10 protein-coding genes and 1 pseudogene are annotated in these 12,830 nt (G+C 40.8%); 4 read left to right on the top strand and 7 right to left on the bottom strand.

Translation table 11 applies throughout. The features are described from left to right. The first annotated feature begins 25 nt into the window (after positions 1-25). Positions 26-1,735: a glycoside hydrolase family 2 TIM barrel-domain containing protein gene (locus MHI32_RS15495; RefSeq protein ID WP_340010171.1), complete on the top strand. Its 1,710-nt coding sequence runs from the start codon at positions 26-28 to the stop codon at positions 1,733-1,735. A 201-nt stretch (positions 1,736-1,936) separates the two neighbouring features. Here MHI32_RS15495 and MHI32_RS15490 read toward each other — a convergent pair whose 3' ends face one another. The 3 genes from MHI32_RS15490 to MHI32_RS15480 all read right to left on the bottom strand — a co-directional run bounded on the left by MHI32_RS15490 (position 1,937) and on the right by MHI32_RS15480 (position 4,780). Then, complete coding sequence (locus tag MHI32_RS15490; RefSeq protein ID WP_076277331.1) at positions 1,937-2,509, bottom strand: TetR/AcrR family transcriptional regulator; 573 nt, start codon at positions 2,507-2,509, stop codon at positions 1,937-1,939. A gap of 284 nt (positions 2,510-2,793) precedes the next feature. Further along, positions 2,794-3,546, bottom strand: a complete 753-nt coding sequence (locus MHI32_RS15485; protein ID WP_076307844.1) for an SDR family NAD(P)-dependent oxidoreductase — start codon at positions 3,544-3,546, stop codon at positions 2,794-2,796. Between the two features lie 232 nt (positions 3,547-3,778). Beyond that, entirely contained in the window at positions 3,779-4,780 is a 1,002-nt protein-coding gene (locus tag MHI32_RS15480; protein WP_340010168.1) for an NADP-dependent oxidoreductase, read from the bottom strand. Between the two features lie 182 nt (positions 4,781-4,962). Here MHI32_RS15480 and MHI32_RS15475 point away from each other — a divergent pair, with 182 nt between their 5' ends. Continuing rightward, a complete protein-coding gene (locus MHI32_RS15475; RefSeq protein ID WP_076130485.1) occupies positions 4,963-5,511 on the top strand; it encodes a TetR/AcrR family transcriptional regulator in 549 nt (182 codons plus the stop codon). Positions 5,512-6,155: 644 nt separating this feature from the next. Here MHI32_RS15475 and MHI32_RS15470 read toward each other — a convergent pair. Next, positions 6,156-6,326, bottom strand: a complete 171-nt coding sequence (locus MHI32_RS15470; RefSeq protein WP_175617339.1) for a hypothetical protein — start codon at positions 6,324-6,326, stop codon at positions 6,156-6,158. A 179-nt stretch (positions 6,327-6,505) separates the two neighbouring features. Here MHI32_RS15470 and MHI32_RS15465 point away from each other — a divergent pair, with 179 nt between their 5' ends. Beyond that, the gene (locus tag MHI32_RS15465) at positions 6,506-7,006 is read left to right on the top strand and encodes a DUF3231 family protein (RefSeq protein ID WP_340010166.1); all 501 of its coding nucleotides are present in this window, start codon (positions 6,506-6,508) and stop codon (positions 7,004-7,006) included. Positions 7,007-7,146: 140 nt separating this feature from the next. Then, positions 7,147-7,665: pseudogene (locus tag MHI32_RS15460) on the top strand (LysE family transporter); the annotation flags it as partial. 64 nt (positions 7,666-7,729) lie between these two features. On the opposite strand, the gene MHI32_RS15455 reads toward MHI32_RS15460, so the two are convergent. The 3 genes from MHI32_RS15455 to ppsA all read right to left on the bottom strand — a co-directional run bounded on the left by MHI32_RS15455 (position 7,730) and on the right by ppsA (position 12,547). Continuing rightward, complete coding sequence (locus MHI32_RS15455; protein ID WP_340010164.1) at positions 7,730-9,058, bottom strand: amidohydrolase family protein; 1,329 nt, start codon at positions 9,056-9,058, stop codon at positions 7,730-7,732. Positions 9,059-9,230: 172 nt separating this feature from the next. Beyond that, positions 9,231-9,839, bottom strand: a complete 609-nt coding sequence (locus MHI32_RS15450) for a TetR/AcrR family transcriptional regulator (protein ID WP_076133162.1) — start codon at positions 9,837-9,839, stop codon at positions 9,231-9,233. A 92-nt stretch (positions 9,840-9,931) separates the two neighbouring features. After that, positions 9,932-12,547 carry a phosphoenolpyruvate synthase gene (ppsA, locus tag MHI32_RS15445; protein WP_340010162.1) on the bottom strand — a complete coding sequence of 872 codons (2,616 nt, stop codon included), beginning with the start codon at positions 12,545-12,547 and terminating at the stop codon, positions 9,932-9,934. Positions 12,548-12,830: the final 283 nt, after the last annotated feature.

Below are 12,830 nucleotides of genomic sequence, written 5' to 3'. Positions count from 1 at the left end.
TACAGGAAAAAAAGGAGGAACACACTTGTTAAGGACTTTTAGCGAGTATCAAATTCGGAGAACTGCACTGTTGGATGGGCCTTGGGATTTCATGAAGGATCCGTTAAATACGGGTGTTCAAGAAAAATGGTTTGAGCGATTTCCACATTCTTGGCAGTCTCTTTATGTGCCCTCGTGCTGGAATAATGAACTGGGAATGTACGATTATGAAGGTGTCGGTTGGTATCGTAAAAAAATACAGACTGTGAATTCGCAGCATGTCAGACTCATCTTTCATGCCGTGCTGGGCCACGCCGACGTCTATTTGGACGGGCAGCACCTTGGGTATCACTATGGAGGATTTACACCTTTTGAATTTATTGTTCCTTCCTTAGGGGCAGGAGAACATGAGATTATCGTCCGGACGGACAGCACCTTGGACCGACTTACGATTCCTACGGAGCAGGTGGATTGGTTTCATTATGGGGGAATCATACGGTCGGTGGAGCTGCAATATTTGCCTGAACTTTACATCGAACAACTGAAGATTGATTATGAACTGCATGGACCAGATGCCGATGTCACTGTTCAGGTGAGGCTCCATTCCTTCTTTAAGGAGCAGCACACTACAAAGATCACATTCTCCGAAAGCGGACATGAATTGCACTCGGAAGAAGTACAGATTGAAACTGGCCAGACCCTCAGTCATACGTTCAAGTTGCTTATGCCTGAAGTACGTTTGTGGAACGTAGGTCTTCCAGAACTGTATACCTTTCAACTGCGGACAGAGGAAGACGACAAGATTGAACGGATCGGTTTTCGCTATATTGAAACAAAGGATCATCGGATTCTAATTAACGGTTCACCCGTTTATCTTAAGGGGGTGAATAGACATGAAGAGCATCCTGAGTGGGGTTTCGCCTTCCCTCCGAAGCTGATGCACAAGGAGCTCAGTATCATTTTGGAGTTAGGTTGCAATTCCGTCCGGGGTTCTCATTATCCCCAAAGCCCATATTGGCTTGATCTACTCGATGAGCAAGGGATTGTATACTGGAGCGAAATTCCGATATGGGGAGCCTTTCTGCCGAACGAAACAGTAAGTGAGCCGCTCTTCCAGGAGCGTGCACTGACTATGATTGAAGAAATGATCAGCTTGCATATGCATCACCCAGGTGTGATCTTTTGGTCCGTTCATAATGAGATTGATACCCGGACGCAAGAAGCATATGCTTTCACACAAGCTCTAGTCGGATTGGTGAAGAAACTCGACAGTACTAGGCTTGTCACCTACGCTACGATGCATCCACTCGAAGATATTCTACTTCCTTTATTCGATGTTATCGGTATTAATAAATATTTTGGTTGGTACGAAGGCGATACAGCCAGCTTTAAAGACATGCTGGAACAGTTCCATGTGCGTGCGGAGCAGATGGGAGCCGGTGACAAGGTAGTGCTCATGACCGAATTCGGTGGTGCTGGACTATTTGGGGATGTGGGCTGGGAGCAGAGATTGTTCAGCGAGGATTATCAGGCAGATATTGTAACTGAAGCACTGGCGATCTTCAAAAATGATTCGAAAATTGGCGGGACTTACATCTGGCAGTTTGCAGACATCCGCGGCGATCTGAAGAGCAGCAGCAAGAACTTTCGCGACCGTGCCCGCGGCTTCAACAACAAGGGTCTGGTTAATGAATACCGCAAACCTAAACAATCCTTCCGTGAAGTGCGCCGTATCTATCGATCTTGGACAGATTAATATCCACATTGACTAAGAAGCCCATCGTCAACATGGGTTTTTTTAGTGTCTGCATTCTTAGTTCCTTACAGCTGGTGTCGGACGCGGTATTTATATAGTTAAACTGGGCGTATTAAGTCGGTTCTATTCTTTGCGTACTCGGGTAGCAGTAAGTTGATTGTCTATTTTCGGCATTCGATACAAGTGCTAGATAAAGGAGTTTTAATCTAGAGTGATCAGTATGGTATGAATAATACTTGTTAATTTCTCATGGTCCGTTGCCGTTTTTACCATTGTACGTAGTCCTAACCAGGCATTCATTAAATAATGGGAAATAGCCTCGGGCTCCAGTGAAATTCTAAGTTCACCTCTTTGCTGGCCAGTCTGAACGAGGTCATATAACAACTTCTCCGTTTTTGAATAGCTATTCTCAACAAAGGATGCAACCTCCGGATCCAGTACTCCCAACTCCACACCCGAATTAACTATGAAACATCCTTGAGGTTCTCCTTCGCTCCTCATCGAAGATTCTAGAAATTGTCGAATGATCTCCTTTACGGGTTCTTGTTTCTCAACCAAGAAGCTCATTTTTTTGTTTTGAGTAGATTCGTACCGTTGGAGTGCCGTCAAATATAAGGCGTGCTTATCACCAAATGTATCATAGATACTTCTTCTGTGAATTCCCATACAGTCTACCAAATCTTGCATTGAAGTTTTCTCGTAACCTTGCATCCAAAATAGTTTTATCGCTTTATCTAGTACTTCATTAATTTCAAATTCTTTGCTTCTTGCCATTGTAATCACCTCAAGCAATCATTATACATTTAAGTAAACGATCCGCAAACTAATATATAAAACGTAAATAAAATCAAGCAAGATGCTTGATTTTATTCATAACATGATAACTTAACTGATGCTTACCGAAGAATTCTTACTTTGTCTGCTTATAAACAATCCAGAGTCCAATCTTTTTCCAGCGTATGCAAAAAAGTTGTACCCCACGTTTAAGAATAGGGAAGCCAGTTCTTTTTGCTCCAGTTTCTACAACGATCGTTTTAGTGACTAATATCTAATTCGATTTAAAACTCAGATATAATTGGATAGATTTGATCTCTCAGATTGAAGTCATAGTTCTGGTCAACAATCCCTATCATATCATTGCTATCATAAAGCTCTACCATGAAACTCGCCATTTGTTTGGCAGTGTGGTATTTAGGCATGTTTGCTTTGTAATCAAATTCTTCAGCATCTATAGATTTCTTCACAAATTCCGTTTCAGTTATTGCTGGTGCTAAAACCTTTGCTTTTAATTTCGCGCCTTTAAGCTCTAGTTCCTTTGCAAGCCCTTCGGTGAAGGCACTAACATAATATTTAGATGCAGAATAAGCAACGCTCCCAACAGCAATGGCATATCCGAGTGCGGAGGATACGTTAATTAACTGAGTTCCTTCTACATCAGCATAATCTCGCACAAATAGTGTAGAAAGGATCGTCAAGGATTCGATGTTAACACGTAACATAATTTCAACTTTATCTAAATTCTGTTCTACCACAAAAGAAGCTTCACCAAGTCCTGCATTATTAATCCAGGTTTCTATTTGGTATTCCTTCAAAGTGTTATACAGTGTGTAAGCCTGCTCTGTAACAGACAGATCACTTGAACGAACAATAACATCTACATTAGGATCAATATTCTGAATTGTTGATTTAAGTTCTTCTAATTTATCTAATCTTCTAGCTACCAAAATTAAATTTTTACCGCGTGCAGCAAACGCTAATGCTGTTTCATACCCAATTCCTGAGCTTGCTCCTGTAATCACTGTATATTTCATATTATTCTCTCCCTTTTAAGTTTTTTGATCATTTAACAACATTTCAATAGAGTTTTGTTCACGATTAAACTTGTATCTCATTCATCCCTCCCTTAATAAATTTCTTCAAAATATTCAAGAACGATCATTCTAGTTAAGGTAAAAAAACTACACTATTAACTCTAATTTGCATCAGTATATCAATTCTAGAATGATCAGTAAAGAATTTTTTGACAACAATTGAGCCCCCTCCTTAAAATCTGATAATAACTTTCCCTTTAGGATGACCTTCAGCAACAAAATTCAGTGCTTCGTTAATATCTTCTATATGGAATTCTGTAGGGTCCACTGCTGGTACAATCCCATTATCTTCAATAATCTTCGTAATTTTCTTTAATTGTTCGCCATCACTGCGAACAAAAATGAAATGATATTGAATCTTCTTTTTCTTCGCTTTATGATCATACTTAGCCCCGGCGATGGTGAAGAGCTTTTGTTTCCAGCCAGAGAAGCCCAGATCTTCTGCAAAACGTTTGTTAGGACCGGTCCGCAGAGAAAGAAGGCGGCCTCCTGCTTTAATAATTGAAAGTTCATGATCAAATTCGCTGGGTCCTAAGGTATCCATCACATAATCAACATCACTAAGCTGTTCCCAATAGTTCGTAGTCGTATAATCAATATATTGGTCTGCACCAGCGGCCATTGTCCGTTCACGTGCTCCTGGATTTCCACTGATGATGACCTTGAGCCCCATGCTTTTGGCGATAGGAATGGCCATTTGGCCAAATGAACCAGACCCTCCAGGGATAAACACGATTTCGCCTGCTTTAGCATCTAATTCTTCATTTAATCCTTGATAAGCTGTTAATCCTGTTAATGGCGCAGCAGCACCAGTCACAAAATTCAGATTGGCAGGTAGGTACCCGATGGCATCTGCATTAATTGCCGCGTATTCCGCAAAGGCACCGATTTTTTGTAGTGGCAGACGTGAATAAATTGCATCGCCAACTTTGAAACCTTGCACCTTCTTACCCACTTTTTCAATAACACCCGTCAGCTCGTTACCAAGTACTAATGGGAATTCATAATCCTGAATCAGCTTTACACTTCCGGTACCAATAAGCAATTCCAAATGATTAACTGCTGCTGCTTTCACCTGGACCAAGACTTCGTAATCACTTATTTCTGGGATTGGAATATCGTTCACTTTTACTATGAACTTTTTTGAATATTTGGTGATCTGTGCTGCTTTCATGATAAATGACCTCCTATGCGTTAAAAAAGTAACATTTATTTATTTTTGTAACTTACACAACAAGCATAAAACTATAAGTTACAAAAGTCAACAATTGTTACTGGATATTTCATATGTTAAAATACTCGCAAGTGTATAAACGACAAAAAGGAATTTATTGAAGAAAGAAGGGTTGACAGTCGGTGGCTAAAATCACTCAAGAGCTTGTTATTGAAACAGCTGAGGCATTAATTAAACGCACGGAAAAATCCGAAGTGACACTCTCACAAATTGCGGATGAATTAAGTATCACCCATGCAGCGCTCTATAAGCACTTTAAAAATAAGCAAGAGCTCTGGGCAGCTGTATCTAAGAGCTGGTTCAACCGGATGATTTCAGAACAAATTAAATTAGATATGACTAATTTAACTAAACCGCAAGAATTGCTTCACGATTGGCTATGGGCATTTGTTAACGCAAAAAAACGCGCTTATAACGAGAATCCCAAGATGTTTGCCTTGAATACTCAATACGTGGATAGCAATCCACTGGTATTACGCGATGTTCTCTGGGATTCCTACCAAATCATTGACGGCTTCATGGACTATCACGATCCCCACTTGGAACGGGCTGAGGCGATTCTCTCTGCGTTTGCAGTATTTAGCCTCCCATCCTTCAAAGAATCCTGGAATTTACCTGACTACCAAGACAGGTTTGAACGCATCTGGAGTTTAATCAAACAGGGTCTATGAATTCAAATCCCTTAGTTTTAAAAAAATTATTCTTCAATCATAAACATGGTCCAGAAGCTTCTGTCTTCTGAAGTACTGCAGTTACTCTCCCACTTTTGTCCGGTTCCGCCAATTTTCGTAAACTCGGAATAAAATTATCATTACGAAGTCCTGCTCCGATGGAATACGCGGAACTCCTCACTGAGTATGCCAACATGTGCAGGTTACGGACGACTTCTGGAACCTGTGGCTGGTGCTAGATATGCGCCGCACGGCGTAAACCTTTATTGGTTCTTCTAAGATTACAACTTATAAAAAGAGGTCTGTTGTAATAAGACAGATCTCTTTTTTATTCCTTATTTTCATTCAGCGGATTATCGAATTAATAAATATCGTTAAAGTGCAAGCGGATTACAATATCCAGATCGTAATTGCCGAATCTCGAACCATAGAGTGTCCATTCCCCCTACAGTTCCCTTTAGTTCTAAAAAGTTTAGCTTTTTTCTCGGCTTCTATTCCCAAGCCTGTAAGTCCAAGCAACCCTAAGAGACCCAACCACCTCATATTAGTGCCTCGATTCTCATCCCCGAGTGCCTGCGCTCGGTAATTTCCATTCTCGACCGCTGTTGAATTATGATTACCCGTTGCATTAACATTCCTTTCATTCAGGTTATCATTTGTTTGATTAGCCGAGCACTTACCAAAGGTGTTGGAAGTCTTAATGACTCCCAATCCATCCCTGCCTTGATTGGAGATACACTCCACCATCTCCAGTGATAAGCAACTTCATTGAATGCAAAGGCAATTATACTTGCAATCATCACGTTGAAAAACATTTGATTCCTCCACAACTCGTGTTCAATTTTATCGTTCCTTATTTTCACATTTATCCTTAAACTTGCACGGATGACGACGCCTCAAATTGACATACCAATTTTATGTGAAAAGCTGCAATTTCCGTGTTTTTGTGGGCATGCTAATGTTTGTTCAAATTCAACAATAAAGGAGACTGTTTATGACAGGGATTCTAGGCGGTAACCCCAAAGAAGAACCGATGCATTATGGAGAGATTTTTACGGTTTGGCAAGCCTCTATGGTAGCAAAGGGAGCACTCTCTTGTTACAGAGCTTATATGTATCACGCTGGTGACAATGACCTGAAAAAAATATTAGGAGCTTTAATTGATCAAGCGGAGCTTGAAATCAGTGAGTGTGATACACTGCTCTCAGAGCAAGGTATTGCATCTGCACCAGTAATGCCAAATCGGCCCGATGCCAAGCTTGAAGATATTCCTGTAGGGGCACGTTTCACAGATCCTGAAATTGCTGCCAAACTTGCAGCTGATAATGCTGTTGGACTTGTGGCATGTAGTCAGGCAATGGGACAATCGATCAGAGAAGATATAGGGGCTTTGTTTGCTAAATATCACCTTACCAAAGCAGCCATCGGCCTTAAAATTCTACATTTGACTAAGAAAAAGGGCTGGTTGATTCCTCCACCTCTTCTTGTCAAATGACCTGAATCCGTTAAGGCGTAATCCTACTCACTCTTCAGCTTCTTATAAAAGAAGGCCTGCAATCATCCGCGGGCCTTCTTTTGCTTGTCCTACTACTACCTTTATTAGAATATGTTATCTATATTAAGGAGGAGGACAACATTAACGTATTTATAGGTTATATGATTCTAGGATTATCCCTCTCGGCACCTCTCGGACCCATTAATGCAGCACAGCTGAACAAGGGACTCCGCGGAGGATTTATGCCTGCCTGGATAGTTGGTTTAGGGGCGGTTAGTGCCGATATCATCTATATGCTGCTTGTTTATTTTGGCCTCATTCATCTGCTGGATGCTCCGTTTGTTAAAGTGTTTTTATGGTTGTTCGGATTCTTTGTCCTCGTCTATTCAGGTGTAGACAGCATTAAAAATACAAGAGAAATTTCAGGGATTTAGATGAGGGGAAACGATGTCTCACTGTCCAAATCTTATCTTTCGGGATTTCTGATGTCCTTGTTTAATCCCCTCTCCATCCTTTTTTGGCTGGGTATATACGGCTCAATATTAGCTAAGGTGGTTAGCGAGTATCCAATTCAGCAGTTATTGATCTACAGTGGAGCGATCGTCCTCGGGATTTTACTCTGGGATGTAGCCATGGCTGCCGCCTCCAGCCTCTTTCGGGGCGCTGTTCTTTTAAGAATAGCTAGGATACCCAAACGTGCTTCTACAATCATTCATCTCACTCCTAAATACTCCAAACCGTATCCAGCAGCTCGTCCACTGCTTGAATTCTGTTCACAGAGGGTGTTTGTATTAAATTCCCTCTGACCATAACCATAGCTACATTCGACAAAGCTTTTATGTTCTCCAATGGGTTTTGCTCCATCATGATTAAATCCGCATATTTGCCAACTTCTATTGTCCCTGTCTGGTGATCGATTCCCAAAATCTCTGCATTTGATTTGGTTACTAGTTCAATAACCTGACTTGCGTTCAGCTTTGTTTGTCGCATGAAATGATCAAGCTCACGCCAAAGATCATAGTGGGTTACATAGGACATAGCGGTATCCGTGCCCACACCAATTTTGATATCATGTTCTATAGCCTGCTGTAGCCCTTTTAACATAGAGCCATACACAAGCCGGGCATTTTCCTTAACGGTTGTATTCAACTTTGTCAGGCTCGGGTCTAATTTCGCACTGGGATAAGCTGCTTGTAAAGTAGGGATCACAGCGGTGTAGCCCTTTAAGGCTCTGGGATTATTTTTGTACAGCCTGATCATTTCCTCATCCATCTCCGCGCCGTGTTCAATAGTATCCACCCCACCCTTTAACGCAACTCTTACACCTTCGGTACTTTCTGCATGTGCCGCCACACGCATCCCAATTTTATGAGCTTCCTCGCAAATCGCAGCCACCTCTTCTTCCGTCATTTGCAAGCGGCCTGCTTCTCCGACCCTTTTGGCATCGGTAACCCCGCCAGTTACACATATTTTGATTAGGTCCACTCCGTTTTTTACATTGATTCTTACATTTCTTCTCCCTTCCCATGGTGAATCACCGACCAAAGCCAAATAAGGTGCACCGTGGCCATTCGTTACGCTCAGGAAATACCCGGATACCAAAAGATTAGGTCCAATAAATTGATTTGCCTTAATCTCATCCCTCAAAAGAACATCAGTATAAAAAAATTCACCTATGCTACGCATCGTTGTTACTCCGGAATGCAGTGCGGTTAGGGCATTGTTTTTCATCCGTTTCTTCAATACGTTTCTGCCCAGTCTCGTATCCAAAATATGATGAAACGCAAAATTCAGCAGCCCTTCACTGGCAGATAGCGTAAATGGCTTCCCATCGGCAAAAAGATGAACATGCGCGTTGATGAGACCGGGCATCACATATTTCCCCGAACAATCGATCGTTTGGTAATGGTTCGGAACAGTTACAGCGCTTGCTTTCCCGATCTCTTGAATCAACCCGTTTTCCTGAATCAAAATAGTCATATGGGTATCTGTTCCTTTTATTGCATCTCCATATATAACATTGCAGTCCTTAAACGCATAACCTATCTTCATCGTAGCTTCCCCCGTTTCATGATTACACCTTTCAATAGTGAATTCATTATTCAATATTGGATTAAAAAAATAGGGACCCTCGTAGATGCTTAATGTGCATATCCACTTAGTTGTCCCTCATTGCAGCGTTGTGCGCCAGTTCCACCCCACACCTAAATTCGGCGCATTGACGTTATTCGTTTAAGCTTTTTAGTCCATGCAGCCAGTATAAGCTTAATGCCTCAAAAATCCGTTTCCGGCTATCGGCGCTCATCTCGTGCTTTAATAAATCCAGAATCATATTGATGACATTGTTCGCGATGATCTTCAGCAGAATCATATTTTCTTCGGTTCCGATTTCGTATCTTTTATAATGATCCTTAATATAGGGCCTTTTAGTTTCGATCATCAGATCGATCAGCTCGTTTTTGGCATTGCTATATACGGTCCCTTTATTCTTTTCAAAAATAATAACAATCTGCCTGCTGTACTGAGTTAATATAGTTATTTGCTCTTGAACGATAGCTGATTTTTTCTCATTATTAACATCATCAAAAAAAGTCTGGTTATCGATGCGAATATTTTCCACTAACACATTCTTTAAATAGTCCACTAAAGACGGCGGAACAACCGAATAGAACAACTCTTTTTTATTTTTAAAATAAGTATAAATATTTCCAACAGAAATTTGAATTTCATCGGCAATATCATTCATTTTGGCATCAGAGAAGCCTTTTTGGAAAAATACCTTTAAAGCGGCGGATTCAATTTCCTGTTTCACTTCATCTTTTTTAGACTGCATATTGCCCCTCACCTTTAATAATGAATTGATAATTCACTATTAAAAATAATTCAAAAGATTGAATTTGTCAAACCACATTCGTGATTCAGCCATTACAATATCTCGATATAGCCTTCTGTTCCATGCACACGAATTCGTTGCCCGTCTTTTATCAATTTGGTAGCATTCTCCACGCCGACAACTGCTGGCAAGCCATATTCACGCGCAATAACTGCCCCATGGGTCATTAGTCCACCAACTTCAGTAACTAGGCCTTTTACAGATACAAACAATGGAGTCCAGCTAGGGTCAGTAAATAAGGTAACTAATATATCTCCGTTTTCTAGATCAGCATCCTCCATGTTTAAGATGACACGCGCACGTCCCTCTATAACACCGGCAGAAACCGCTAAACCTACAATAGCTTCAGTTGGGAGGTTTTCTCGTTTATACTTACCCGCAATGATTTCACCTTCAGACGTAATAACACGTGGTGGAGTTAGTTTTTCAAATAATTTGTACTCTTCTTTGCGTTTGCTGATGATCTGGTAATCCAATTTATTTGTGCTTACAACTTCGCATAGTTCTCCAAAAGTGAGATAGTATATATCTTCTTTTTCAGGAATAACTCCCGCTTGTATTAGTTGTTCAGCTTCTTTCAGTAAAGCTTGTTTATAAACGAAGTAGCGATTAACCATACCGTATTTGGGGTATTCCCTATACCCGCTGAAATTCCGGATGAGATCAATCATTCGTTTTGTTTCATTCGCTTTTTGTTCACCATCGGGTAATTGCTTCAATCGATCTAATAGCTCTTGTTCTTTTTTCAAAGCTTCCTGTCGACCTTGCTCAAATTTCCGATGGCCAGCATTAGGTTTAAAGTTTTTGATATTACTGAGAATCATGGGGACAAGTGTAGTTGGTTTTTCGCTCCAACGAGTTCTTGTAAGATCGATTTCTCCGGTACATCGCATTCCGTATTTACTGAGATAGTCATAGAAAGCGTCTTGGGTTTCCTGCCCACCCTCAAAACTAACCAGTTCATTTAAGAAATTATCATCTTTAACCTGCTGTAAATAATCAATGACTTCCGGATATGGCCGAATCACATCAGCGAGATTGAGTAGCGCCAGACCCATTTCTGAAGTAATATTGCCCTGTACAGATTGAGAAAGCGTATCCGCTGCGTTTTTTTCACCTAACCACTCATTTATTTTTTCATTGATCCATGCTGAGGCATCCATAGCCGCCATAATCACACGCATACTTTGTGGGTTGAATAGAATCTTCTTTAATTGCTGCATATCTTCCAGAATAAAATCAAACAACTCCGCCCCTGATTTGGTTTGAATGATTTGTTGCAACTCTTCTATCGAGGCTTGGTTGCTCTTAATGAGGTCAGAAACGATTGTCGGATCATTTTCGAGTTCTACTTGAGAATCACTAGGTGGCAGGCTTGTATTGCTCTTACTCGGAGTAGAAGCCTTTTCATTATCTGCCGAAAATTTTATAAAATCTTCTCGCTCTACGATGGTTATGAGTGCGTCTTTTATGAGGGGATCAGATTTACCTAAGGGTTCTATGATCATTTCTCTGCTGCCAGGTGAAGCAAGACTTGATGTGACATCAACAAACAATCTTCCGCCAGCTGTACGCATAGGTGCAGGAGTCGTTAACAGGTAAAAAGCCAATCCCAGCGGTTTCATGGGATCTGTCATCATTTGTTGATGACCAACAGATACATAAACGTGGTTTTCTTGATCATTCGCTTCAGGGATGGGGAATAAAGTCGTGATCGGCCGACTCTGGACGATATAAAATGTATCCTCGGCCAAACACCATTCGATATCTTGTGGGCAACCAAAATAAGCTTCAATCTGTCTGCCTATCCTTGCTAATTGTAAAATTTGTTGTTCAGTAAGTGTTTGAGTCTCTTGCTGATCGAGTTCGATCTGCCGGGTCTCTGTTCCGCCTTCTTTTAGTCCGTAAATAGCCAATTTTTTGGTTGCTATTCTCTTATCGACAATTTTCTCTTGCTGTACTTTATAACCATCGGCAGATACCAAGCCAGAGACCAGAGCTTCGCCAAGTCCAAAACTGGCATCGATGGATAGCAGTTTTCGGTTAGAAGTAATCGGATCAGCGGTAAATAAAATCCCTGAAGCCTGTGGAAAAACCATCCTTTGAACGATAACGGATAAATAAACTTGACTGTGGCCAAATCCATTTTGCATACGGTAGATTACGGCACGATCCGTAAATAGAGAAGCCCAACATTTGCTGATATGCTGAAGGATTGCTTCTATGCCGATGATATTTAAATAGGTATCTTGTTGACCTGCAAAAGAGGCATGTGGTAAATCTTCAGCGGTGGCACTAGAACGCACTGCATAAGCATGTTCATCACCCAGCTGGGTGAGATAGTGAGAAACTGCCTTCACAACATCGGAAGGAATTTCTGCTTCCATAATGATTTGCCGAATCTTCCTACTGATTTCACCGATTTGATCTCGATCTTCTACTTTTAGCATAGTTAGTTGATCCAACAAAGCATGATACGTTTGGTTCTGTTCGAGGGCTTGGTGATATCCTACTGTTGTAATACAGAATCCTTCTGGTACTTGTATTCCTTCTATTTGTGATAGTTTCCCTAAATTTAACCCTTTTCCGCCAACGAGCAAAAGCTGTGTATTGTCCACTTCCTGAAAACCGAGAACTAAAGAACGCATTTATTATCGCTCCTAACTATTAAATTGAGAAAAAAATTGACAAGAATTTAACGGCATGATAAACTAAATATATAAGATGCAATTATTATGCCACTATAGAATATCAGTCGTGAGTTGATTATATCATCGTGTCTTTTCATATGCAATATATAAGAATCTGATGAGATAAATCAGGTTCTTTTTTTGATTTCAGCTATCATTAGTGTTAAAACAAATAAACCGTAGCCCCTCAAGTGGCCTACGGTTTATTTGCTTTAATATTAGAATGACGTAATAGGGTATA

This window comes from Paenibacillus sp. FSL H7-0690, assembly GCF_037980415.1.
GTDB classification, from domain to species: Bacteria; Bacillota; Bacilli; order Paenibacillales; family Paenibacillaceae; genus Paenibacillus_AQ; species Paenibacillus_AQ odorifer.
Note: the sequence above shows the minus strand (reverse complement) of the source record. Positions and strands in the feature narration are given on the sequence as shown.